At 46.0% G+C, this 24,587-nt stretch carries 19 protein-coding genes; 6 read left to right on the forward strand and 13 right to left on the reverse strand.

Translation table 11 applies throughout. The annotated features are described in order from the left end of the window. Positions 1-147 precede the first annotated feature (147 nt). The 4 genes from CS948_RS06525 to mutL are packed head-to-tail and all read left to right on the forward strand — an operon-like array spanning position 148 to position 4,215. On the forward strand, positions 148-858 hold the full coding sequence (locus CS948_RS06525) for a hypothetical protein (RefSeq protein ID WP_099290917.1): 711 nt from the start codon (positions 148-150) through the stop codon (positions 856-858). A 42-nt stretch (positions 859-900) separates the two neighbouring features. Beyond that, the gene (locus tag CS948_RS06530; protein WP_099290918.1) at positions 901-1,989 is read left to right on the forward strand and encodes a lysylphosphatidylglycerol synthase transmembrane domain-containing protein; all 1,089 of its coding nucleotides are present in this window, start codon (positions 901-903) and stop codon (positions 1,987-1,989) included. 23 nt (positions 1,990-2,012) lie between these two features. Continuing rightward, positions 2,013-2,321, forward strand: a complete 309-nt coding sequence (locus tag CS948_RS06535; protein WP_099290919.1) for a hypothetical protein — start codon at positions 2,013-2,015, stop codon at positions 2,319-2,321. A gap of 10 nt (positions 2,322-2,331) precedes the next feature. Continuing rightward, complete coding sequence (mutL, locus tag CS948_RS06540; RefSeq protein ID WP_099290920.1) at positions 2,332-4,215, forward strand: DNA mismatch repair endonuclease MutL; 1,884 nt, start codon at positions 2,332-2,334, stop codon at positions 4,213-4,215. Between the two features lie 3 nt (positions 4,216-4,218). Here mutL and CS948_RS06545 read toward each other — a convergent pair whose 3' ends face one another. After that, positions 4,219-5,571 (reverse strand): redoxin family protein, encoded by a 1,353-nt coding sequence (locus CS948_RS06545; RefSeq protein WP_099290921.1) that lies wholly within the window; start codon positions 5,569-5,571, stop codon positions 4,219-4,221. A 150-nt stretch (positions 5,572-5,721) separates the two neighbouring features. Here CS948_RS06545 and CS948_RS06550 point away from each other — a divergent pair, with 150 nt between their 5' ends. Beyond that, the gene (locus tag CS948_RS06550) at positions 5,722-8,004 is read left to right on the forward strand and encodes an NADP-dependent malic enzyme (protein WP_099290922.1); all 2,283 of its coding nucleotides are present in this window, start codon (positions 5,722-5,724) and stop codon (positions 8,002-8,004) included. Between the two features lie 77 nt (positions 8,005-8,081). On the opposite strand, the gene rpiB is transcribed toward CS948_RS06550, so the two are convergent. The 6 genes from rpiB to CS948_RS06580 all read right to left on the reverse strand — a co-directional run bounded on the left by rpiB (position 8,082) and on the right by CS948_RS06580 (position 14,282). Continuing rightward, complete coding sequence (rpiB, locus tag CS948_RS06555) at positions 8,082-8,513, reverse strand: ribose 5-phosphate isomerase B (RefSeq protein ID WP_099291814.1); 432 nt, start codon at positions 8,511-8,513, stop codon at positions 8,082-8,084. A gap of 171 nt (positions 8,514-8,684) precedes the next feature. Further along, on the reverse strand, positions 8,685-9,374 hold the full coding sequence (locus CS948_RS06560; protein ID WP_099290923.1) for a response regulator transcription factor: 690 nt from the start codon (positions 9,372-9,374) through the stop codon (positions 8,685-8,687). Between the two features lie 75 nt (positions 9,375-9,449). Next, positions 9,450-10,991: a sensor histidine kinase KdpD gene (locus tag CS948_RS06565; protein WP_099290924.1), complete on the reverse strand. Its 1,542-nt coding sequence runs from the start codon at positions 10,989-10,991 to the stop codon at positions 9,450-9,452. A 185-nt stretch (positions 10,992-11,176) separates the two neighbouring features. Continuing rightward, positions 11,177-12,202 (reverse strand): Holliday junction branch migration DNA helicase RuvB, encoded by a 1,026-nt coding sequence (gene ruvB / locus CS948_RS06570; RefSeq protein WP_099290925.1) that lies wholly within the window; start codon positions 12,200-12,202, stop codon positions 11,177-11,179. Positions 12,203-12,375: 173 nt separating this feature from the next. After that, positions 12,376-12,816, reverse strand: a complete 441-nt coding sequence (locus tag CS948_RS06575) for a nucleoside deaminase (RefSeq protein ID WP_099291815.1) — start codon at positions 12,814-12,816, stop codon at positions 12,376-12,378. Between the two features lie 17 nt (positions 12,817-12,833). Continuing rightward, complete coding sequence (locus CS948_RS06580) at positions 12,834-14,282, reverse strand: tetratricopeptide repeat protein (protein WP_099290926.1); 1,449 nt, start codon at positions 14,280-14,282, stop codon at positions 12,834-12,836. Positions 14,283-14,518: 236 nt separating this feature from the next. Between CS948_RS06580 and pgk the strand changes: the two genes are divergently transcribed. Further along, entirely contained in the window at positions 14,519-15,712 is a 1,194-nt protein-coding gene (gene pgk, locus CS948_RS06585) for a phosphoglycerate kinase (RefSeq protein ID WP_099290927.1), read from the forward strand. A 492-nt stretch (positions 15,713-16,204) separates the two neighbouring features. Here pgk and CS948_RS06595 read toward each other — a convergent pair whose 3' ends face one another. The 6 genes from CS948_RS06595 to CS948_RS21870 form a co-directional block, all read right to left on the reverse strand. Beyond that, on the reverse strand, positions 16,205-17,563 hold the full coding sequence (locus tag CS948_RS06595; RefSeq protein ID WP_176554957.1) for a TlpA disulfide reductase family protein: 1,359 nt from the start codon (positions 17,561-17,563) through the stop codon (positions 16,205-16,207). 16 nt (positions 17,564-17,579) lie between these two features. Continuing rightward, complete coding sequence (locus tag CS948_RS06600; protein WP_099290930.1) at positions 17,580-18,668, reverse strand: thioredoxin family protein; 1,089 nt, start codon at positions 18,666-18,668, stop codon at positions 17,580-17,582. A 25-nt stretch (positions 18,669-18,693) separates the two neighbouring features. Then, complete coding sequence (locus CS948_RS06605; protein ID WP_099290931.1) at positions 18,694-20,112, reverse strand: TlpA disulfide reductase family protein; 1,419 nt, start codon at positions 20,110-20,112, stop codon at positions 18,694-18,696. Between the two features lie 168 nt (positions 20,113-20,280). Further along, complete coding sequence (locus CS948_RS06610; RefSeq protein WP_099290932.1) at positions 20,281-21,642, reverse strand: TlpA disulfide reductase family protein; 1,362 nt, start codon at positions 21,640-21,642, stop codon at positions 20,281-20,283. 41 nt (positions 21,643-21,683) lie between these two features. Continuing rightward, positions 21,684-22,853, reverse strand: a complete 1,170-nt coding sequence (locus CS948_RS06615; protein WP_099290933.1) for a hypothetical protein — start codon at positions 22,851-22,853, stop codon at positions 21,684-21,686. Beyond that, on the reverse strand, positions 22,850-24,583 hold the full coding sequence (locus tag CS948_RS21870; RefSeq protein ID WP_255301889.1) for a RagB/SusD family nutrient uptake outer membrane protein: 1,734 nt from the start codon (positions 24,581-24,583) through the stop codon (positions 22,850-22,852). The genes CS948_RS06615 and CS948_RS21870 overlap by 4 nt, the downstream gene beginning before the upstream one ends. Positions 24,584-24,587: the final 4 nt, after the last annotated feature.

Below are 24,587 nucleotides of genomic sequence, written 5' to 3' on the forward strand. Positions count from 1 at the left end.
TTCTCCCGTGCATTCTTTTAATATAATACATAACTCCTCGCGCATCTGCTTCCCAATCACCCGTATAGACATATCGACCTGTCTGAATCTAAAATTGGCACAGAATATGCTGCAATTATTTCCCGTAAAACCTAAAACAACAACAAAATGGAAGTTATTGCAGCACGTTCGATGAACGCTCTCTACATGTATCTGGACTTCGCTTTCCTGCTTTTCTTGGGTGCAACCCTTGTTTACACCAAAAGATACCTTGCCATTATCGTGGGGTTACTTGCCGGAGTGCTCTATTTTATAGTCGATTATGGCTATTTCTATCTTTATTTGGGTACCCGTTCGGTAGAAGGAGCTGATCCCTTTTGGTTTTTGCTCTGGTTAAGCATGAGTTACGGTTTCACGAACTTCGTGTGGATCTGGCTTTGGCTCGACCGGGATAAAAGGGCTCTCGAATGGTCGATACTCATCATCGCCTCATGGTTCACCTGCTCGCTTCTCAGCCAGAACTTCGGGGGCGGGTTCGCCCCGATATCCATATCGCGGGGAACCGGAGCGTATCACGGTATTATGGCATTAATCCTATTTGTCGGCTACGCCATACTCTGCATACATAATATAAAGACCAAAGACGAAAGCCAAAAAATCAACATCGTCTGGATACTCGCCATTGGCATTCTAGTGCAATTCGCGTGGGAGTTCGTGCTTCTGGTAACGGGTATACGCAATCCCAGCTTCATGACCATTGTAGTAAATTCACTTCTGGAAACCAATCTCGGTTTACCCTACATGTACTTTATCCATCGGGCTGTAAACAAACGTTACCATGAAGATCTGACGAAAAGAACAAATACGCTTGCCGCGTAAAATACAATTTCGTAATTTAGCCAAAAATAAACGAACGAAGTTATGGCACAGGAGAGCACGGAGGAGAACCGGAAACTAACAAAGAAAATCAGGCCTTACAAGATCATATACCCCATCGTCATCGGTTTGGCGGTGGTATCCTACATGCTATACCGGGAATTCGACCCGAAAGCATTCGACATGATCACCTTCACGTGGAACACCGTGTTCTGGCTGTTCGTGGCTGTGCTCTGCATGGCAATCCGGGATTTCGGGTACGTGGTACGAATCAAAGTACTTTCGGGCGATAAACTCACGTGGATACAATCACTCCGCGTCATCTTCCTGTGGGAATTTACCTCGGCGGTCACCCCCTCTGCCATCGGGGGAACCAGCCTCGCCATCCTCTTCGTGCACAAGGAAGGTATCGGTGTCGGGAAAAGCTCGGCAATGGTCATGGCAACCTCCTTTCTCGACGAACTGTACTTTATCATCATGTTCCCGATCATCCTTTTATGCGTGAACCATCAAGCCTTGTGGTATATGCCCGACACGACCAAGGCGGTCGCGGACAGCTTGATCGCTTTCGCGGCCATCGGTTACGGGGTGAAATTAGCCTACCTCCTCATATTGAGTTACGGGTTATTCAAAAATCCCCGGGGCCTCAAATGGTTGATCATGAAATTATTCAAATGGCGGATTCTTCGCAAATGGCGTCACGATGCCAACGAGGCGGGAACCGACATTATTCGTAATTCCCGTGAATTGCGGAAGATGCCCTTCTCCTTCTGGTTAAAAACCTTCGGGGCTACATTCTTCTCGTGGACTGCCCGTTACTGGGTTGTGAACGCCATTCTTGTAGCTTTTTGGTTCGGACGCTATGATTGGGCGCAACATTTTCTTATCTTTGCACGACAACTTGTCATGTGGATCATGATGTTGGTCAGCCCTACACCGGGAGGTAGTGGTTTCGCGGAATTTGTTTTCTCCAAGTATCTCGGGGAATTTCTACCGAGCGCGGGAGTTGCCATCGCGATGGCCATTCTCTGGAGACTCATCAGCTACTACCCTTACCTGTTTATAGGAGCGTTTATCGTACCCAAGTGGGTTGCCCGCAGTTTCGGGAAATCCGCCAAGCAAACGAAAAAATAAACAATTAAAGAGGAGAATGAACCATGGGACTATTTAAACAACCGGAATACAGACGCTTCAATCTGAAACCCCGTTACTGGGACCCCGAAGCGGAAGCCCGTAAAGAACGGGAGAAACGTATCCGTGCCGAACTGGGGCTCGCTGAAAACGGAACGGAATACGTCCCCGACGTGCGTGCCGGATTACAACGGGAATTTAATAAAAAGAGAGCTACACGTCCAAAGGCTGGATTAGGATACTCCACACGTTTGTTTCTCATATTAATTATCCTGCTCATGGTTGCTTTTTATCTGGTGACCTACAAGTTGGATGTAATCATGAAATTCTTCTAGGAGCGCAGGTATGGCAGATGTTATTCAATTATTACCCGATTCAGTGGCAAACCAGATTGCCGCGGGAGAAGTCGTGCAACGTCCGGCTTCCGTCGTGAAAGAATTGATGGAAAATTCCATTGACGCGGGAGCGACAAAGGTTCAGGTAATATTAAAGAACGCGGGAAAAGGATTCATTCAAATCATCGACGACGGCAAAGGAATGTCGCCGAGAGATTCCCGTATGGCATTCGAACGACACGCCACCTCCAAAATCTCTTGCGCCCAAGACTTATTTAACATACGCACCATGGGGTTCCGCGGAGAAGCCCTTGCCTCTATCGCTTCGGTGGCAGAAGTGGAATTACGTACCCGTCGGGAAGAAGACGAGCTGGGAACTTATCTTTTTGTCGCCGATTCCGAGTTAAAGAATCAGGAAAGCATCAGTTGTCCCCGCGGAACGAATATGCTCGTGAAAAACTTGTTTTACACGATCCCCGCCCGCCGGAAATTTCTGAAATCGGACAACACCGAATTGCGTAACATCACGACTGAATTTCTGCGGGTAGCCCTTGCCACGCCCGAAGTGGCATTTACCTTGACAAACAACGGGAATGAAATATATAATCTTCCCGCATCCGGACTACGGCAACGTATCGTGAACGCCTTCGGCAAGGCGATCAATTCCAAACTACTCTCCGTGAATTGCGAAACCGGTATTGTCACCATCAACGGTTTTATCTGCGTGCCGCAACATGCCCGTAAAACTTACGGGGAACAATATTTCTTCGTGAACGACCGCTTCATGAAGCACAACTTCTTCCACAAGGCACTCACGGAGGCCTATGCGGGACTGATCAGCGCAGACATGATCCCCTCGTATTTCTTGTATTTCACGGTAGACCCGTCTATTATAGACGTCAATATACATCCGACCAAAACCGAAATTAAATTTCAGGACGAGAGTGCTATTTTCCAGATTATCCTTGCCAGTGTCAAGGAAGCATTGGGAAAATTCAACGTGATCCCGACCATCGATTTTGACACGGCGGACAAAGTGGACTTCGTGCTACCCGACACCCCAATCGTGCCGAAAGTACCGAAAGTAAGCTATAACCCGAACTATAACCCGTTTAACTACTCTACCTCCATTTCAAAAGAGGATTCGGATTTCGAACAAAAAGCGAGAACGAGCGGAAGCAGCGGGGGCGGTAGCCAACGGGAGTACGAGCACCACCGCAAAGAACAGGTGCCCGCTAATTGGGACGCCCTCTTTGCCGGACTGGAGGATAAACAGGAAGAAATCCAAACCGAAATCCCGGAAATGGCGGAAAAACAGGAAGAGCACGAGGGCGTCATCTCATTCGTGCAAATGAAAGGTCGTTACATCGTGACCCCTGTTCATTCCGGACTCATGTTTATCGATCAGAAACGGGCACACGAACGCATCCTGTTCGAGCGTTACAAGGAAACATTGTCCCACCAAGCCGCAGGAGGACAGAAAAGCCTGTTTCCCGAAACACTGGAATTATCGGCAGAAGATTTCATGCTCGTGAAAGACATTCTCGACGATCTCATGCTTTTAGGATTCGAGCTGGGAGAATTCGGGAAAAATTGTTATGCCATATATTCTACACCTCCCGACTTATCGACCTCACGAGGGAAAGAAGTTCTGATGAGCCTGATCGAGCATTACAAGAACACGGAAGGTTCCATCCGGGACAAGATGCGGGAACGAATCGCTCTCTCTTTGGCAAAAGCCGCCGCACTGGACTATAACACCCCGCTGGACAGACAAGAAATGAGTGATCTTTTTGACAACCTCTTCTCTTGCCGACACCCGAATTACACGGCCGACGGCAAAACTATCATCCACATCCTGAAAAACGAGGATGTGACCCAGTGGTTCAAATAAAAATCACTTGCTACTTTTCAGATAAGCGCGCAATACCTTCGCCGTTTCGGGATTCGATGGACGGGACATATCCGAATCGATAATCCGCCCGTCGGGACTGATCAGTATAAACCGCGGGATCCCCCGTATCATGTAAAAGTCCATAAAGGAACGATCGCTTCCCATGTACAATTGCACCTCGCCCTTCGGATTCTCCCGTACCCGTTTCTCCCACATGGCACGGTCTTTATCACAGGCAACGGCAATAAACACGATATTCTCGTTCTCGAACTCTTTTTCCAACTTCTCCCAATAAACATTTTCCGCCCGACAGGGTACTCCCCATGTCGCCCACACGTTGATAAAGAGATATTTCCCCCGGAAATCATCCAGTCTGAAAGCCTGCCCCGCCATATCCGTGAACACGAAATTCATAGCCGGTCTACCGGACACGATCTTCATACATCGCTCGTACCCGTCATAGAAACGCTTCCGCATCTTCACGTCTTTCACGTACGTGTCATACGTTCTCAAGATCGTTCCCATGTGTTCGTCCACTCCCGCACCCAACAAATAATTATAAGCGTAATGATCGATCAGAAATTCTATCAACGTACTGTTTGTCAGATTGTGAATCACGTAATCGAATTGTGCCGTCACCCGTTTGTAAGCGTCATACTCCTTCAACCGGGAGGTGCTGATTACCGAAACCAAAGAAGCCATACCCTCTTGGTATTCTTTCAATACCAACAATTTCTCGTCTTCCTTTATAAACCCTTTGACACTGTCAAGATAGGACGTATCGAGTTGATAATCCTTATTCCCCGTGCTCCACGCGTGATACAACGGATAATTTTCCAACACCGTGTAAGCCGAAAATTTTATCCGGTTACGCTCCATTTCCTTGAAAGCCTCGTCAAACTCCATCGTATCCAGATAATAAATCTGTTCTGCCACATGCTCCTTCAGTTGTTGCAAAAACTCTTCCCCATCCAACTCGTACTCGAAGGACTTATTCCTCGATTCCAGACTGTTCAAATAAATTGTTTTGGAAGCCCCGGTGCCCTCGAAACGCGTATTTCCTTTCGCGTGGTCTCCGTACACATAAACGACCAATGATTTCCCATCCTCTATAAATAAAGGAATCCGGTCTTTCCCGTACCTCAAAGTGGCATACCCGTTTTCGCCCTCTTGCATAACCAATTTGGCATACCCCATCTCGTTCACGTCTATCACACGCTCGCTTCCGTTCATCACTAACTCCGGTTTCATCCCGGAAGTACCGACCAAATTCAACTCCATGACAGTTTTGCGGGTATTACAACACCACATCAAACAAATCATCACCAACAATATACCACCAATTTTACCCATCATCTAGCCTGCCTAGTTTACAATTTGCTAAATTAATAATAACTTCTTTTAACCTCGATTAATATTTAAACTTTAACTTTTTATTAACATTCGGCACCTTGTTATTTGTATTAAGTCTAAATAGTTTTACAGTTTATTAAAACAAGCAACAACATGAACAAAATGGACAAAAAACAAGCTTTGCATTACCATGCCATGGGACGACCGGGAAAGATAGAAGTCATTCCCACTAAGCCACATAGCACTCAATATGACCTTTCATTAGCCTATTCCCCGGGGGTAGCCGAGCCCTGTCTGGAAATCCAGAAGAACCAGACCGACGCTTACAAATATACCGCCAAAAGTAATCTCGTGGCAGTCATTTCCAACGGAACCGCCGTACTCGGCTTGGGGGATATCGGGGCACTCTCCGGTAAACCCGTTATGGAAGGAAAAGGTCTGTTATTTAAAATATTCGCCGACATCGATGTATTCGATATCGAGGTAGACACGAAAGACGTTGACAAATTCATCGAAACGGTCAAAATGATTGCCCCGACCTTCGGTGGAATCAACTTGGAAGACATCAAAGCACCCGAGTGTTTCGAGATCGAACGCCGCCTAAAAGAGGAACTGGATATCCCCGTGATGCACGACGACCAGCACGGCACGGCAATCATCTCGGCTGCCGGCCTACTCAACGCGCTTGAACTGAACGGCAAAAAGATAGACACCGTCCGCGTGGTTGTCAATGGCGCCGGAGCCGCGGCAATCTCGTGTGCCCGCCTGTACAAAGCTCTCGGGGTAAAGAAAGAGAACATGCTCATGTGCGACAGCAAAGGAGTCATCTACTCCGGCAGGGCGGGACTCAATGCCGAGAAAGAAGAATTCGCCGTGGAAACTTCCGCACGCACATTGCAAGAGGCTCTCGTCGGGGCTGACATGTTCCTCGGACTTTCCGTGGCAGATATTCTGTCAGAGGAAATGATCCAAAGCATGGCAAAAGACCCGATCGTCTTCGCCTTGGCAAACCCGAATCCGGAAATCAGCTACGAGAAAGCCATTCACAGCCGCCCCGATATCATTTTCGCCACCGGACGTTCGGACTACCCGAACCAGATCAACAACGTACTCGGCTTCCCGTATATCTTCCGGGGTGCACTCGACGTGCAAGCCCGGGGAATCAACGAGGAGATGAAATTAGCTGCCACTTACGCACTGGCAAAACTGACCAAAGAACCCGTGCCCGAGAACGTGAAAATGGCGTACAACGATCCTTCACTGGCATTCGACAGGAATTACATCATCCCGAAGCCTTTGGACGGCCGTCTTATCAGCCGGATTGCACCCGCCGTGGCAAAAGCCGCCATCGAATCGGGTGTTGCACGCAAGGAAATCACCGACTGGGAAACCTATCAGGATCAACTGGAAAAGAGGATGGGACAGGACGAACGTTTGATGCGGAGAATGACACGCAAGGCAAAAACAAATCCCAAACGCATCGTTTTCGCGGAAGGAGCCGACATCAAAACCCTCATGGCGGTACAGGAAATCCTCTCCGAACAGATAGCACACCCGATACTCATCGGCTCCCGCGAAGAGATCAAAGCCCTGCAAAAGCAATACAAACTGGAACTGCCAGAATTCACGATATTCGATCCCGCCCGGGAAACCGAAAGAATAACCCGTTACACCCAGCTTTACTACGAGAAAAGACAACGCAAAGGAGTGACTCTGGAACAAGCCAGAACAGGCATGAAAAACCCGAACTTCATCGGACTCATGATGGTGGAATCCGGTGATGCCGACGGCTTCATTTCCGGTGTTCATTCCGACTATCATGACGTGCTTCGCGCAGCAAAGGATATCATCGGGTTACGGGCTTGCTGCAAATATGCCGTGGGTATGCATATCGTCACGAACAAAAAAGGAACCTATTTTCTGGCTGATACCACGGTAAACAGCCACCCGTCAGCCGACACGCTGGAATGTGTAACCGTCCTGACTTACGAGGCGGTGAAACAATTCAACGTGGAACCCGTGGTGGCACTCACCTCCTATTCTAACTTCGGCGAGTACAAACTGGGAAGCCCGGCACAGATACAAGAAGCCGTGGAAGTCCTGCAACGCAAATACCCGGAGATACTCGTGGACGGGGAGATGTCCGCTTCCGTTGCCTTCAACAAAGAGCTGCGACAAGCCCGCTACCCCTTCTCCCCGTTAGCAGACAAGGATGTAAACACCATTATTTTCCCGAACCTCAGTTCCGGTAGCATCGCCTTGGGCGTACTGCAAGAACTCGGCAACAACGAGATCATCGGTCCCGTGCTATTGGGCTTGAACAAACCCGTGCATATCTTACAAATGGGATGCAGCGTAAGGGACATCGTTTACATGACTACCCTCGCCGTCACCGATGCCCAAAAGGAAACACCGGTGGATATGTGCAGAATTTAATGATTTATGATTTTAGATTTACGATTTATGATTCAAGTATTTCCTTCAATCATAAATCGTAAATCTAAAATCACAAATTACTTCACCGGAATCTTCTCTATCCTCCTCTGGTGGCGACCGCCTTCAAAACCGGTAGCAAGAAATGTATCTATTATCGCCTGTGCCTCCTCGTAAGCGATAAAGCGGGCGGGGATACTCACCACGTTAGCGTTATTATGCTGGCGTGCCAAAGCGGCAAGTTCCGTGTTCCAGCATAAAGCGCAACGGATTCCCTGATGCTTGTTCACGGTCATGGAAATACCGTTACCACTTCCACACAACACGATCCCTTTCTCGTGTTCTCCCGCTTCCACGGCAAAAGCCAACGGGTGTGCCGTATCCGGGTAATCCATACTCTCGGCGGAGTGTGTCCCGTAATCTTTTACTTCATATCCTTTCTCCCGAAGATATTTCACTAATCTCTCTTTGTACTCGTAACCCGCGTGGTCACATGCTATCCCTATTTTCATCTTATTTAAAATTAACGCTACCCCGGTAGCCATATTATACATTTCCTACAAAGGTAAAAAATAGTCACAAATTAACAGGTTGCAAACCACAAGTTTTTTCTCGAACTTGTAACCTGCAACCTGTCAACCTGTAACTTAAAAAGGGTTCCTCAAGAACCCTTCTTAATATCATCAAAGAATCAATTTATATCCTTTTCCGTGAACATTGATGATCTCCACTGACGGATCTTTCTTCAAATGCTTACGCAATTTCGTGATATAAACATCCATACTTCTGGCATTAAAGTAATTGTCATCAGCCCAGATATTTTTCAAAGCATAGTTTCTCTCCAGCACTTTATTTACATTCAAGCACAATAAACGGAGCAACTCTGATTCTTTTGTAGTCAGCTTTTGTTCTTCTTCGCCGTCAAACAAAGTTTGTTTCTTGGAATTGAAGGTCAATTTACCAATTTTAAAGATTTCCTGCTCGTCTTCAGGTTTCAACCCGGTTGATCTTCTCAACACGGCCTCGATACGAAGCAATAACTCTTCCATACTGAAAGGTTTGCTCATATAATCGTCGGCACCCAGTTTGAATCCTTCCAACACGTCCTCTTTCATTGATTTAGCTGTCAAGAAAATAATTGGAATTTCGCTATTAATCTGCCTTACTTCTTTCGCTAATGTAAATCCATCTTTTTTAGGCATCATCACGTCGAAAATGCAAATATCAAACGGTTCGTTCAAGAACGTTTCATACGCAATTTCTCCATCCTCACATAAAATAGTTTCAAAACCTTTAGCTCTTAAATACTCTTTAAGAAGCATACCCAGATTGGTGTCATCCTCTGCCAATAAAATTTTAATTTTCTCATCCATAGCTATGTTGTTTTTAATAATTCGTGTTGATTTTCATTATTCTCTTTTCTAATTTGTCTGAAAAAATATACGAAATTAGAAAAATAAAGTTCTCTTTATCTTTTGCTTTTTTACAGTTAATGGTAAAATAATATCAAAACAGCTACCCTTTTCCGGGGAACTTTCCACATCAATCCTTCCACCGTGAGCCTCAACAATTTTCTTCACGTATGACAGTCCCAAGCCGAAACCTTTCACGTCATGCAAATTTCCTGTTGACACCCGGTAGAATCGTTCGAAGATTAGCTTCTGATCTTTCTTAGCAATTCCTATGCCATTATCGATCACACTTATTACAATTTCTTTATCTTTATTACGTGTATAGATGGTAATTTCCGGTGGTTTTACACAATATTTAATAGCGTTATCCACCAAATTGGAAATCACATTTGTTACATGTACCTCATCCGCCAGCACCTCATCCTGCTCCGCCTCCAAATAAGCCGAAAACTTTCCGCCTTTATCTTCCACGCGCAAACTGAATTTAGGCAACAAATCCTCTATCAGTTGATTCATATTAATATTCTTCAACTTCAGCTTCATCCGGGTTTCCGTGAATAAAGCGGTCTGTAACACACGCTCGACTTGGAAGGTCAGACGCTTGCTCTCGTCGCGGATAATCGTTGCAATCCGATCAACCGAATCCGGAGTATTCGTCACCGCACCGTCTTTCAACATCTGGGATGCTAAAGAGATCGTGGCAATCGGCGTTTTGAACTCGTGTGTCATATTATTAATAAAATCATTCTTGATCACTGACAACTTTTTCTGCCGTACAATGACAATTAGGCAGAACACCCCACAAAAGACAATCACGATCGTGATAATCAATCCCGGCAATATCATCCAGAGCGAACCCGCCGTGTCGGAAGAAGCATCCGGGAATTTCAAGTACAACACGGCAGAATTTACCTCACCCGGGAATATCTTCCGGTTAAAAGTGACATCGGACGCCTGACTCAAAAAATTGGCGGAACTCAATATAAACTTACCATTCTCTTTTATACCGAACTCGAAACGGGAGCGCACACCCGCATCTTTCAACGTATTACCGATAAAACCGTACAGGTTGTCCAAATCCACCCGACCTTCAATCTGATGTTTATCCTCTTTCCCCTCGGGCACTAATTTGTAATCTTCTCCCGTGCGTTCCTTAAGCGCTTGCCGCAATTTCAAAATAGAAGTTTCCAGATTATCCTCTTTAAACTTACTTCCCACGAAATCGCTTATATCCTGCACGTCAGAATCGTCATCCACCGAAACTAAAGTTGACCCCAACATCAACGCGACATCATTCTTTGACGCCACCAAACGCTTGGGATCGATATACGTGGGTGCATTCAGCACGAGTCCCGACTTTTTTGCCTGCAACAAATTCTGATCCTGCACAAATCTCCCCGACTCTTCTTTCTGGCGGATATAATCGACGACTTCATCCATGGCACGGTTCACCGTGAAAAAGAATTGCTCTCTTTTCACATCATAAGCCGTCTGGAAGTAACTCGCTTGGAGAATAACCAACCCCAGCAAAGAAATGCCAAACACAATCCCTAATATGATTATCTGTTGCTTTCTCATACATGCAAATTTAACAATTCGATTTTAACAATTAGCACGCTTAATAAAATTTAACTAAACTATAACTATTTGACATTCTATCAATTTTTATCAAATTCATAAAACAACGCCATTTTCAGCACTCGCACTTAACATTTAACATTTGTGAAACTTCTAAAAACGCTCAACGGTTCAACAACTTACACTTAAAAAAGTGTTGCTTGCCAATCATCTTTCCTTCTATCTTTTCTTAAATGCTTATAAGCCAAATCCGTGACCTCTCTACCTCTGGGTGTCCGCTTCAAAAATCCTTCCTTGATCAAAAATGGCTCGTACACCTCTTCCAATGTACCCGGATCTTCACTCACCGCCGTGGCAATCGTGGTCAATCCCACGGGACCTCCCTTGAATTTATCGATAATCGTCAACAATATCTTATTATCCATATCGTCCAACCCGAACTTATCGATATTCAACGCTTCCAAAGCATACGTGGTAATCTCGTGATCCACCACCCCGTTCCCTTTCACCATCGCGAAGTCACGCACCCGACGTAACAAAGCGTTCGCTATACGAGGCGTACCCCGGCTACGGGTTGCGATTTCTTTGGATGCCTGACTCGTGATCTTTGTCCTCAATATGGCGGCAGAGCGCTCCACGATTCCGGTCAACACGTCCAGATCATAATATTCCAGATGGCTGTTAATCCCGAAACGAGCCCTTAACGGGGCTGTCAGCAACCCGCTACGAGTTGTCGCCCCAATCAGGGTAAACGGACTCAATTGAATTTGCACCGAACGAGCCGCGGGCCCCTTATCAATCATGATATCGATCTTGAAATCCTCCATGGCCGAGTACAAATATTCCTCCACGATCGGACTCAACCGATGAATTTCATCAATAAACAACACGTCATTCGGTTCCAGATTGGTCAGCAACCCGGCCAAATCTCCCGGCTTATCCAACACCGGACCGGAAGTAATCTTTATCCCCACACCCAACTCGTTGGCTATAATTGCCGACAGAGTTGTTTTTCCCAACCCGGGAGGTCCATGCAACAGGACATGATCAAGCGATTCACCCCGCATCTTGGCAGCCTGCACGAAAATCTCCAAGTTCTCAACAATTTTCTTCTGTCCCCGAAAATCACCGAAACTCAGAGGCCGTAACGCTTTCTCCAGCTCCTTCTCACCATCAGGTACGCTCCCGTTTCTTATATCAAAACTTCCCATGAAACTAATCCATTTAAGATTTACGATTGTCTTTGCAAATTCAATTGGTAAATGTACAACAAAACAATTGAAAATGGAAAATTGAAAATGGAAAATGAAATTACCCGATCGGAAATCACAGAATCAGTAAATCTTAAATCATAAATCATAAATAGCGTTAGCACGCGCACAGGCTACCGTTCTCTTTTTCTTGCAAAAAACTCCTTCACCAAATCCCCGCACTCTTCCGCCAGCACGCCTCCGCTAACTTTCGTCTTCGGGTGCAACACCGAAGGGGTGAGCCGGGCATATCCCCGGTGCGGATCGGCAGCCCCGTAAACCAATTCGCCTAATTGCGCCCACGCCAACGCCCCACCGCACATCACACAAGGCTCCATAGTCACGTAAAGCGTACAGTCATTCAAATATTTTCCGCCTAACATGGATGTTGCCGACGTTATTGCCAACATTTCGGCGTGCGCCGTCACGTCATTCAGCCGTTCGGTTTGATTATGTGCCCGTGCTATCACCCGATCCTTGCATACCACCACGGCACCCACGGGAATTTCCCCTTCTTCTTCCGCCAGTTTGGCCTCTTCCAAAGCTTTCCGCATAAACATCTCGTGCTTATCCATCATACCTATATATTATATCATTTTTTATTCCGAATTTTTACCCACACAATCCACGTGTAAACCATGAGCACGCCAAGCACCCCTATCGTCGCGACCAATGCGAATATCAACCACCAATTCGTTTCCTCCTGCTTTTGACTCATGGCCTCGATCTCTTGAAGCAACTTCCGATTCTTGTAATTCTGCAACACGTTCCTGTAACGCCCCTCCTCGTTCAACACTTGATACAGATCCATTATCGAATCATGCCGACGGAATGCCTCGTGCAATTCCGCCTTTCCTTCCAGATGTGCATAATACTCGCACAACTGCTCCAACACGTCCATCTGCGCCCGCAGACTTTCCGGCGTCTCCGCCTCTCTTCGACTTACTTGTTCAAGATGCTCCAAAGCCTCCGCCTGTTCCCCGTTATCCCATAAACAACGGGCATAATTCAAATGGTTTTTGAAACTCACTTTGGGTGTCCTTAAGCCTTTCTCCCGGGCATATTGATCATATAAATCTATCACGGACTTAAAATAAACCAAGGCGGAATCACGCGTTTCCTCCTTCAAAAAAGAGTCGGCAATTCGCCCCAACAACGTATTACGCAGCCCCGGTCGTTTTTCCTCTCTCAATGCCTCTTTCAATATTACCCTAGCCTCCGCGTGCCTTCCCAATCCGGTATAAGCCTCAGCCACCTGTATCCCGTAACGCCCGAGACCGGCCGTATCCGGCAAATTCTTCAAAACCGCCCCGTACAAACGCAACGCCTCATCGTAACGTCCCAATCTCTTCAAGCTCGCCGCCATTTGCTCGAAAAAGGGACGCACATCTTTTTTATACCTCACTTTTCCCAACAACCGATAAGCCTCTTCATAACAAGCATATTGCTCTTCAAACTCCTCCAACACCCCGTAAAGCGTTGCCTTAAAACACCACATCTCAATCTCCTCCTTCGTATCCCCCATCCCCCGGTACATCGTTATCGCTTTCTCAATAGCGCCAAACGCCCGTTCAATATCTATCGCCTTGTAAAACCGTGCTTTTAAAAAATAGAACTCCGCCTCTTCCTCCTGTACAAACACCACCTTTGAATTTGCCCTGCCTATAAAACGAATCGCCTCTTCCACGCAATCATCTCGCAACACGAGAGTCCCGTACAGTCGCACCAGTTCCAAAGTCGCTCTGTTCTTCACCTCCCGTGACCCGAGCCGGTTTGCCTCCTGCAAATACTCCTTCGCTTTTTTAAGTTGTTCCGTCTTCATGGAATAATTCGTTCCCGCCACCAATAACACTTTTGCCCGCAGAAACTTAGGCAACTTCGCGGAAGACTCAACCAATGAATCAAACACAGGCGTCATCATGACAGAGTTCTTCAACTCGTCACACAACTCCTCCATTTTAGCTTTCTCGCTTCTCCGGCACCCTTGCAAGATCAAGAAAACAAACAGACCTATAAGCAACAAAATGCCATTTCGTCTCATACTGCATTATTTTCGTAACGGCTACAGACTACTGTCTTCGCGCATCAATACACACGACCGGTATTCATCAGGCTAACCTTTTTACCTGCAAATCCGTAACATCCTATACGGGTGGTAAAAATCTGCATTTTCCTTGACTGATGCAAATTTTCGTCCCTGTTTTTTCATTTTGATATAATTTTATACGTATCTTTATCTGTCAATTAAGTAATCTATTCATTAAAATAACAATTGCTATGCAGACAATTGATAATTACAACTTTAAAAACAAGCGGGCACTTATCCGCGTGGACTTCAATGTGCCGTTAAATGACAAATTCGAGATCACCGACGATACCCGCATGCGGGCAGCCGTTCCCACGATCAAAAAAGTGTTGGCAGGCGGTGGTTCCGTCATCTTGATGTCCCACCTCGGACGCCCGAAAAACGGACCCGAAGACAAATTTTCACTAAAACATATCTTGAAACATCTGGAAGAATTACTGGGTGTTCCCGTGAAATTCGCGGATGACTGCATCGGCGAAAGCGCGAAAGAGCAGGCTGCCGCGCTAAAACCCGGCGAAGTACTCTTGTTGGAAAATCTCCGTTTCTACAAAGAAGAGGAGAAAGGCGACGAAGGCTTTGCTCAAAAACTGGCTTCCCTCGGTGACGTGTGGATCAACGATGCATTCGGGACCGCCCACCGCGCTCATGCTTCGACTGCCGTTATCGCCAAATTCTTCCCGAATGACAAACTATTCGGTTACGTGATGAAGGGAGAATTGGAAAGTGTTGACAGAGTGATGCACAACCCCGTCCGCCCGTTCACCGCTATCATGGGTGGTTCAAAAGTATCTTCCAAGATCGACATCATCATGAACTTAATGGATAAGGTCGACAACCTCATCCTCGGTGGCGGAATGACCTACACGTTCAAGAAAGCCTTGGGCGGTCATATCGGCAAGTCCATTTGCGAAGATGATAAACTAGACTTGGCACTTGAAATCATGAAAATTGCCAAAGAAAAAGGTGTAAACCTCGTGTTAGCTACCGACACTATCGCCGGCGATGCTTTCAGCAACGACGCTAACACACAATTGGTATCTTCCATGGAAATACCCGACGGCTGGGAAGGCTTGGACATCGGTCCGGAAACCATCGCCACGTTCTCGAAAATCATCGAGGAATCCAAAACCATCCTTTGGAACGGTCCCGTGGGAGTTTTCGAAATGCCTAAATTCGCCGTGGGAACGAAAGCAATCGCTGACGCCATCGTGAAAGCTACCGCCAAAGGCGCCTTCACGCTCATCGGCGGCGGTGACTCCGTGGCTGCCATCAACCAATTCGGGCTTGCCGACAAAGTGAGTTACGTATCCACCGGAGGAGGTGCATTGCTCGAATACATCGAAGGAAAAGAATTACCGGGTATTACCGCAATCCGCGGGAAATAATCCCAAGTAAAATACTCAAAGAAATAAAACAGGGGCTGTCAATTCACTTTTGAACAGCCCCTGCTTTTCACTCCAACAAAGAATTGCCCCGACACATCTTACTCATTTCCATATTGTTGCCACACTCGGCATCATTTTATTTCTTACCATATTTGCTTTGGTACAATTTTCAGATACAATTAAATATACAAATTACTGATAAATATAACACAAGCATTATTATCGCAAAAATCTTTCGCACTCTATCGTTTCCCCAAACAAAAGGCAGCACGATAAAGTTAATACCAAGAATTAATTTTTCTAATAATTGTCCCAATTCTTTCGAACTCCTCCCTTGTACAAGGAGTAATACACCTAAAAGAATGAATAGCCAATCTGTTAATTTCAATTTTTTCATAACTACAATACTTATCACTATTTTCTAAATAAACTATATCGTGCAACCACACTCCCATAGCATAAAACAAGACCGTTGATCAATCAATTCTTTTATTATTTCAACTCCTTCAGCAACAATTCCCCCAGCACCGGATCAGAGGGGCGGCGGGAAGAAGCATCCCAAACCTTTCCGTCAGGATCCAAGATAATGAAGCGGGGAATACCATTGACAGCCATACGTTGCATGAAAGGATGCTTACGGGAGCGGGTGCACAATAATTGTACCCCCGTCATGCCTTTTTGTTTCATGAAAGCCCGCCATGCATCTGCATTGGAATCCAAAGAGATAGACACCCAAGCCAAGGAAAGAGAGGCCAAGCGTTGCTCCAAACGTTTGACATAGGCGATTTCCGCCACGCAGGGATTACAACCGGTAGACCAAAGGTCAATAAAGACGTACCTGCCTTTGAAGTCGGACAGATAGACGGTATCCCCCTTTTCGTTGGGGAATCCATAGTCACTCAAATCCACACCTTCCATGGCGGGATAAGTACTTTCGGCCAACCGCTCGGCGTAAGCCTTCAATTGCTCCTTCCCGTCTTTAGACTTCACAATTTCGGTTGCTTTTTTCAGCCGTTCCCCAAAGTCTTTGACGTTTCCCCGCAGCACTTCTCTCCAAAGTGCCCCCAGCAAATAAGCTTCCCGCAACTCCTCGTTTTTTATAGCGGCAGCCATATCGTTCAAATAGCTCTCGCGGGAACCTATTTTGATCTTTCCGGTTTGCACTTGGGCAAACAACCATTCTTGAAAAACGGGAAACCAATCCCCGGCAAACACCAAGTCGGGTAGCCAATCGATATTCAAAAGAGGATCGCTGTAATCGGTATCGACCTCCGGGGCGGCAAAAGCCTTCCCGAAAGCCTTCGAGAGATCAATCATCATATACATATCTCGCAACAACTGGTACTGGGCAACCCCTTGCACGACTTTCCGTTCTTCCGGCAAAAGTCCGGAGGCTTCGACTTGTTCCATGCGCCCTTGATAAGCACGAACCAATGCTTCCGCGTACCCCCGGGAGTACTCCTTCAAACCGGAGGTTTTCGGTTGATACTCGTCGGTAAACAAGCGTGACAACAAATTATTGATTCCGGCGTGTGTACCTCCGAACTTATCCTCACGGGAGAAATCCACCTCGAGCTTTGCACCCGGTGTCAAGAAAACGGTATTGGAAACAGTTTGCCTGCCCAAGGAAAGAGAAACAATCATCGGCTCCTTGACGGTCAGGGATTCACGATAATCTCCCTGCACCTTAGCTTCCAGTAATCGTTGGGACATCCCCATTTGCCGTTGGATAACCAACATCACCGGATTCTCCCCTTCCACTCGTCCCGAAACGACAGCCAAGGTATCTTGCGCCCGCGTAACACCCCAGCAGGTGAAGGACAACAATAACATCATCAATATTTTTCTCATACCTATCATATATAAATCAATTATCGATTCGACCGGAACGATATTTAGCGAATGTTTCCTTTACAGCCTTTTTCAAAGGTTCATTATCCATCGCCTCAACCATTTCATTCTCCATGCCTATATAGCGGTCTACCTGTTTCCAGCTCCCTTCCTTAACAATAAAATCCAAGAAAGGAGCCTGCCACAGGAAAGCACGAGGCAAATCCCGCAAACTCTTTTCCATGATATCGAGCAAAACATCGATATCCTGATTATTACGGGCTTCCACGTAGCGAAGAGATAAAACAATCTCCTCCTTTTTCTCGAAATCAACGGAAGCAATCTGTCTTTTTATCAAGGCAACCGACTCTGAAACCGGAACGTTAGCTTTAAAGGCCGCCAATCTTTGAAAATAACTATCGTATATTCTCTTATCCACGATCTCTTTCCCCACCTGTTTGTCAAATTCAGTCTTGTGGGCTATCAAATAAGCAAATCTCTCGTCCTCAAAAGTGATCTCATCTTGGTCGTAAAGATACCAGTATTGGGACAAACACCTCTCCACGTCAGAGAGTTGTTTAAACTCTTCCCCGGTGATATGTTTCAGTTCGGCATTTCTTTTCGCGTCCTTCAAGGCTACACGATAAGAGGGAAGTTGTTCCTTGCTCAAATTCCCTTGCCGATAGAGTTCGTCCAAATAAAATTGGGAAGTTTCCTCTTTCGCACCCCGCTTCACGCATTCCAGAAAATCCGTCCCTTTCCGCGCACCCACGATACGATGTTGCAAAGTGCCGTCGGGACGGAGAATCAAAAAGGTGGGGTAAGCGGTGATACGAAATTTTCCCCGTAACCGAGGCCCTTCCCCCTTCTCCATATCATACTTGACATTAATAAACTGATCATTGAAAAATTCGCCCATCTCGGGCAAAACGAACACCGTGTTCAACATATGTTTACAGGGACCACACCAACTGGTATAACAATCCATGAAAACCAGTTTGTCTTCCGCTTTCGCTTTATCCAAAACCTCCTGAAAAGTTAGGTCTTGAAACTGTACTCCTTTCTCTTGCGCGTTCAGTTGAATAAAACACAAAACGATACCACACAATATAACTATCCTCTTCATGATATTTTCTTGTTAAGTTATTTTCCTATTTATCCAATTCCCTCTCCAGCAACGCTTTCAACGCCGGTTCGGAAGGACGGGGAGCGTCTATCATAATCACATTGCCTTCCCGGTCGAAAACCATGAAACGGGGAATGCCTTTAATCTTGTAATCCTTCACGATCTGGCTCCACCCGTCGGCAAAAAGTTGTACGCCTTCCAGCCCTTCCTTGTCGAGAACTTCCAGCCATTTCTGGTGGTCTTTCTTCTCGTCCACGGAAACCCCGATGAAAACGACATCTTTCCCGTGCATCTCTTTTTCCAATTTTATCAAAGCGGGAATCTCTTCCCGGCAAGGTCCGCACCACGTCGCCCAAACATCAACCACCACGATTTTTCCCTTGAAATCAGACAAGGAAACCATTTTACCATTCCGGTCAGGATAAGTGAAATTTGCCGCCTTGTCACCCTTGTTCCCCACGTAAAGTTTTGCACTGAGTTCATCCATACGCCGGTGATGACTCTTGGTGGTCAGATAACGTGCAAAGTAAGTGACAATCTCATCGTATTTCTCGTACGTCTTTGCCCGCCCGGCATGACGCAACACAATTTCTGCCTTCAACAAATCACAAGGCACCCACCTCAATTGATCGGCAATAGTAATCTTCCGCTTCTCGAATTGCAAAGCAAGAGTGACATATTTTTCCAAGTAATCGACCCCATAAGGTTGTTCAAGCAGGGAGGCATCTCCCAATTTATCCTTTGTCACCAACCTCCTATAATATTCCGGGTATTCCTCCACGGCAGGGCGGCATCCTTTCCTCACGGCACGGTCTATTTTAATGGCAGTGAGGGCACGCAGGGCAAAATACTCGACATCGTACTCTACCGTCTGCCGCAACAATGCCTCAAAACCGGGATTCTTGGATTGAATCTTCGCCTTAAACGCTTCTGCTCGGGGTAAAAACTCCATGTACCAAGGGAATAATTCCTTATAAGTAAAGAAAATATAATCCATGTGATCCACCCTACGACGGACAGGCTCAAACAAGCCTTCCCATTCAGCAAGCAACAGGTTTTCAGGAGAATTACGAGAGGTAATAACGAGAGAATCCTCCAGAATATTGACCTCTGCGTTCATCCCCGCCTCCAAGTAAACACGAATACGCTCACTCGTTTTCTCCCCTCCCACGGTATAAAAACCGGGAGTGGCAACCTCCACGGCAAAACCATACCAACCGTTTGCGCCGACACGGGTTTTGCTAATCAAAGTCTCGCCCCCGTCTACCGCTTCATACAAACCGACTTCCTGCATTTTGTCGCGACTGACCAATCCCTTCACTTCTGCGAAAACACTCTGCTCCCGTGATTGAATACGCCGTTTCCCCTTCTCTCCCGCCCAAAGTCCCGGGCAGAGAAAAGTACAACACGACAAAAGTGCCAATAATACACCAATCCTTCTCATGATAATCAAACTTTTATGAGTCCGTAAAGTCTATAAGGTTCATAAAGTCCGTAAAGTCACAGATGTCCTTCGGACTATATTTATCGGCAGCTTCACCGCCGTAAGCAAAGTGTCCCGCAGGAATCCATCGACCTTACGGACCTTATAGACTTTATGGACCTTATAGACTTATTTTTTCAATTCCATTTCCAACATCTTTTTCAAAGCCGGATTCGAGGGACGAGGGGCATCGAACGACGCCACGTTTCCTTTACGGTCAATCACGATAAAACGAGGAATCCCGTTAATACGGTAATCCTTGGTTATCTTACTCCAACCGTTGGCAAACACCTGAATACCACCTAATTTCTCGCTTTCAATAAAATCAAGCCATTTCTGTTTATTTTTGGCTTCATCCACCGATACGCCCAAGAAAACGACATCGGTTCCTTTCATCTCCTCCTCGAGTTTTTTCAAATGAGGAATCTCTTGCTTACAAGGTCCGCACCACGTCGCCCATACATCGATCAACACAACCTTCCCCTTAAAATCGGACAAGGACACATTCTTGCCCCGCACATCCGGATAGGTGAAATCAGCAGCTATCCCCCCGGAACGGGTTTGGTATAGTTTAGTTCCGACAGCCTCGGCACGGGTCTTTAAAGAAGGTGATAACCAATATTTCCCGAATTTATTCATCCCATCAAGATACTCCTCGTAAGTACGATATTGTGAGAAAAAACGGTCAACAACAAACTCCCCTTTCAACCGATCATTAGGCAAAGCCTCCAAACAGGCTTGCTCGTAAGCCGCCTTATCGGAAGGAGCAACATTTTTTTGATTCGCGGCAAAAATCGCGTACAACCGCAACATGGTAGTCCCGTTCGGAAAGGCCAGCACGCTCTCGTCAGCAAACTTCTCGGGATTTACAATCTGGTTATAATATGCCGGGTAATCGGATGCTTTCGGATGTTTCGTGCGAGGCGTGTAGAGAAATACGATACCGTAATAATCCGCCGAATAGTCTATCCACTCTTTAAGGAGCGCATCAAAAACTTTATTACCGCTCTTCACGTTTGCTTTGAATGCCGGCAACCCATCGACAAATTTCTCGTACTCGGGGAAAAAATCTTCATAGGTAGAAATAATCTTCTGAAAGAATACACTTTTCAACCAAATATTATAATCATATTCTTGCCACTTATACAATTGCACGTTCTCTTTTGTATTCTTACCCGTCAAAGTAGCTTTATTCTCCCGCAACTCGATGTTAATCTCTTCTCCTCCTTTCACGTAAACAGGAAAATTCATCTTCTCGTCTTCTCCCAACACGTAGAAACCGGGCTTTTTCGGTTTCACCAGAAAACCGAAACTGCCATCGGGTTCCACTTTAGCCACGGCGCATACCACGGGCGCACCATCAATGGTTTCGTATAATTTGACTTGCGACAACCACCGATCCGCGACCTTTCCTTTAATTGCCGTAAACTCTTGGGCAACAAGCATCCGGGTGCAACAAAGCACCAACATCAAAACGAATATCTTTTTCATCTTTTTAAAACATTTATTTCTCTAAAAACAGACAACTATTTTCAATCAATCTCCGACCGAATTCGTTGAATATCAAATCCGGCATTCTTCAGCACGTGTTGTACAAGAATATAGCGTGCTTGCACCAAAGGATACTTCTCGTATTTTGCCTTGAACTCCTCCTCGCTATAATCCAACATGGCATCCAAGTAAGCGGCAAAATCCTCTACGGCAGTCGGAACAAAATAGGCCAATTTATCACCGACTTTACCTTGTGTCAAACCCAACAAACCAAAATTCTCGGGACAATACAATTCCAGATTTGCTTTGTACTCATCGTAATTACCCAATTTCCCCTCCACGAAAGTAAGCATCATTTCAGCGGAACTAAGTTTAGTTTCCCATTTTTTCCGCTCTGCCTCGGTTAAATTCTCATTTTTCAACTGCTCCAGCGCCTCCTCCTTTTGTTGTTCATACTGCAATTTCATGTTTGCATACACTTGCAGATTATTCACACTGGTAAGCCAAGAAACATAGGAAGGTACAAACGTTTCGTAATTCACCCCCCAACACTCTTTCGCTACCGCGGGAGATGCTGAAGTGTTGTTTTCAAAAGCATTAATAACAATATCTTGATAAGTAGACAAATTTTCTTGTAAAGCCACATAACACACCTCATGCAAAAAAGTCCGTTGGATAAGAGAATCCGCATTCTTTTGCTCAAAACAGTTCAAGGCAAAACCAAGTACCCCGAATCCCCGGTACACATACAAAGGCTTCTTCGCTCTCTCCATATCTTGCACGATCAGGACGGCAGGCACGTGCACGTCCGCTCCCTCAATCCATGCAAACAATTTCTCATCCATCAATTCCAACAAAGGAAGCATAGCCTTCTTGCTCTCGGGAGTCGACACATCCGCGGGAGTGTAAGTGATTTTCGTTTGAATATTATTTGATTCCGTCATGTCATAACTTAACCGAAGCACCTCGTAATAGAGTTTCGGGTTTCCGTTCTCGTCTTTCCAACCCCGGTCTTCAGAGCCGATCGTATCCTTGTAAAACACAGCCTTATTGTACTTTTCATACAAGTGATAAATCGCTTCATCCACCTCGTCCATATTCTCCGTCGGGGTAATCACGTACCAATCTTTCACCTCCGTGGGGGTCAACGCATCCTCCTCTGAACACGCCAAAAACATCCCCAGCAACAAAATACAAATAAACCTTTTCATAATGTTTCCTCCTCTTTTTCTTCTTCAAGTACAAAATTTGCAGACACCCCTCTCCGCTCCGGATTTTCCATGTTCCCGTCGCAAAAAGTGATTACACTCTGCGGTATCGGAATCATCCACGATCCCATGCTATTCTCGCTATATGCTTCAAGAGTTGTTTCTCCAACCTTTTCAGCCACGGCCACCCCCTTGTCGTTGGTTGTAATTTGATAACAAACATGTTCTATCGGCTTTTTATCCGGGTAAACCGAGTTTACCGCGTAACGGCGAAGGTCAAACCAACGATGTCCCTCGAAACACAACTCCTTGCGCCGTTCCAAACGCACGAAATCTACCAATTCCTTTCCCCCGCCGGGAATCGTCGGCATCACTTTGTAACGAGACCGGAGCAACTCTTTCAACGTGTTGGCAGCATCGCCCTGTCCCAAACAAGCCTGTGCCTCCGCCTTGTTCAAAAGCACCTCGCCATAACGCAACCACCCCGCGGAAGCTGCAGGACTTCCCGTGTTCGTGCACACCACGGTATCCATACTCACCGGATCATATTCGGCAAAAGTCATACTCGCCTTATACTTCCTCGGGACCAAATTTTTCTTGTAACGGGTGCGACTGAAAAAACGATTCAATCGATAATCATTCTCGTCAAACAAAGATTCAAACGTGGCAGAACAAGCCCACGACCAAGCATTCTGCTTCACCTCCTGTGTCTGGATCATGATAACTTCTCCCGTTTCCAGCAAATGGTCTATATCAATCTTGTTAACCGTTTCTATTTCAGCATCCTCCCCATGAATCCAATACATCACGTACGGTCCGTGGGAAAATATCGTTTCCACGGATTCTATCGTGGCAAAAGATTCGGCAACAGGCAACGAACCAAGTTCCCTTACCCCAAAACCTTCTATCTTATCCGCCGCCTCGATACAATCCTCATACCGTTCCATGTACAAATAAACCCGGCTCAACAAAGCGTAACAAGCCTCGGCACTTGCGATGCGTTTCGACTTACTTGGCGCACTCATCCGTTCAAAGAATTTAATAGCGGTCTTCAAATCGGAAACGATCGTTTCATAAACTTCACCTACCGTGTGGCGGGAATAATACATATCAATCACCTCCTCCGACAACTTCAATGGCACACCCCATTTGGCATTCGGGTTAGCCTTCTCGTAAGGCGCACCGTATATATTGGTCAACATGAAATAATACCAAGCCCTCAAAAAATAGGTTTCTCCTCCCACTTGATTCAATACCTCCTCTTCCCCTATTTTATTTTTCTCCCTCTGTCTGGGAATCTCCGATATAATAGAATTTAAGACAGCAATACGCTTGTAAAAATCCTCCCACACGGGATCGATATACGATGTACCCAGTATATTCATATTCGGGTCATCCGCCCAACGATAGAATCCGGACATAGTCTGCCAAGGTCTGTTATGAGTGTCTTTCTCTTTAGGATCGGGCGCCTCTTTTAGATCATCATCCATCAAATGAATATACGTCATGAAATCTTTCATGTTCGTGTTGTTCCACGCCTGAGCGACATACTCTCCACCCGGTCTTACAGTCACAGCGGGATCCTGATACCCGCTTCCCAACAACAATTCCTGCAAATCCGCTGCCGTTTCTATATAAGAAAGACTCTGCGAGTACTCGTTCAAGAAATCCTTACATCCCCCGCTTAGCCAGCAAAGGAGCACCGTAAACCACAAAATACTGTATCTTTTCATCATA

This window comes from Butyricimonas sp. Marseille-P3923 (assembly GCF_900184685.1).
In the GTDB taxonomy this organism is placed as follows: Bacteria; Bacteroidota; Bacteroidia; order Bacteroidales; family Marinifilaceae; genus Butyricimonas; species Butyricimonas muris.

Bases quoted from the DNA above. Each gene is read 5' to 3' on its own strand.
- CS948_RS06545 (WP_099290921.1), bottom strand. From the start codon at position 5,571: ATGATGGGTAAAATTGGTGGTATATTGTTGGTGATGATTTGTTTGATG.
- CS948_RS06610 (WP_099290932.1), bottom strand. From the start codon at position 21,642: ATGAAAAAGATATTCGTTTTGATGTTGGTGCTTTGTTGCACCCGGATG.
- CS948_RS06580 (WP_099290926.1), bottom strand. From the start codon at position 14,282: ATGAGACGAAATGGCATTTTGTTGCTTATAGGTCTGTTTGTTTTCTTG.
- pgk (WP_099290927.1), top strand. From the start codon at position 14,519: ATGCAGACAATTGATAATTACAACTTTAAAAACAAGCGGGCACTTATC.
- CS948_RS06550 (WP_099290922.1), top strand. From the start codon at position 5,722: ATGAACAAAATGGACAAAAAACAAGCTTTGCATTACCATGCCATGGGA.
- rpiB (WP_099291814.1), bottom strand. From the start codon at position 8,513: ATGAAAATAGGGATAGCATGTGACCACGCGGGTTACGAGTACAAAGAG.
- CS948_RS06575 (WP_099291815.1), bottom strand. From the start codon at position 12,816: ATGGATAAGCACGAGATGTTTATGCGGAAAGCTTTGGAAGAGGCCAAA.
- CS948_RS06560 (WP_099290923.1), bottom strand. From the start codon at position 9,374: ATGGATGAGAAAATTAAAATTTTATTGGCAGAGGATGACACCAATCTG.
- CS948_RS06535 (WP_099290919.1), top strand. From the start codon at position 2,013: ATGGGACTATTTAAACAACCGGAATACAGACGCTTCAATCTGAAACCC.
- CS948_RS06565 (WP_099290924.1), bottom strand. From the start codon at position 10,991: ATGAGAAAGCAACAGATAATCATATTAGGGATTGTGTTTGGCATTTCT.
- CS948_RS06605 (WP_099290931.1), bottom strand. From the start codon at position 20,112: ATGAGAAGGATTGGTGTATTATTGGCACTTTTGTCGTGTTGTACTTTT.
- CS948_RS06530 (WP_099290918.1), top strand. From the start codon at position 901: ATGGCACAGGAGAGCACGGAGGAGAACCGGAAACTAACAAAGAAAATC.
- CS948_RS06595 (WP_176554957.1), bottom strand. From the start codon at position 17,563: ATGAGAAAAATATTGATGATGTTATTGTTGTCCTTCACCTGCTGGGGT.
- CS948_RS06615 (WP_099290933.1), bottom strand. From the start codon at position 22,853: ATGAAAAGGTTTATTTGTATTTTGTTGCTGGGGATGTTTTTGGCGTGT.
- CS948_RS06600 (WP_099290930.1), bottom strand. From the start codon at position 18,668: ATGAAGAGGATAGTTATATTGTGTGGTATCGTTTTGTGTTTTATTCAA.
- CS948_RS06525 (WP_099290917.1), top strand. From the start codon at position 148: ATGGAAGTTATTGCAGCACGTTCGATGAACGCTCTCTACATGTATCTG.
- CS948_RS21870 (WP_255301889.1), bottom strand. From the start codon at position 24,583: ATGAAAAGATACAGTATTTTGTGGTTTACGGTGCTCCTTTGCTGGCTA.
- mutL (WP_099290920.1), top strand. From the start codon at position 2,332: ATGGCAGATGTTATTCAATTATTACCCGATTCAGTGGCAAACCAGATT.
- ruvB (WP_099290925.1), bottom strand. From the start codon at position 12,202: ATGGGAAGTTTTGATATAAGAAACGGGAGCGTACCTGATGGTGAGAAG.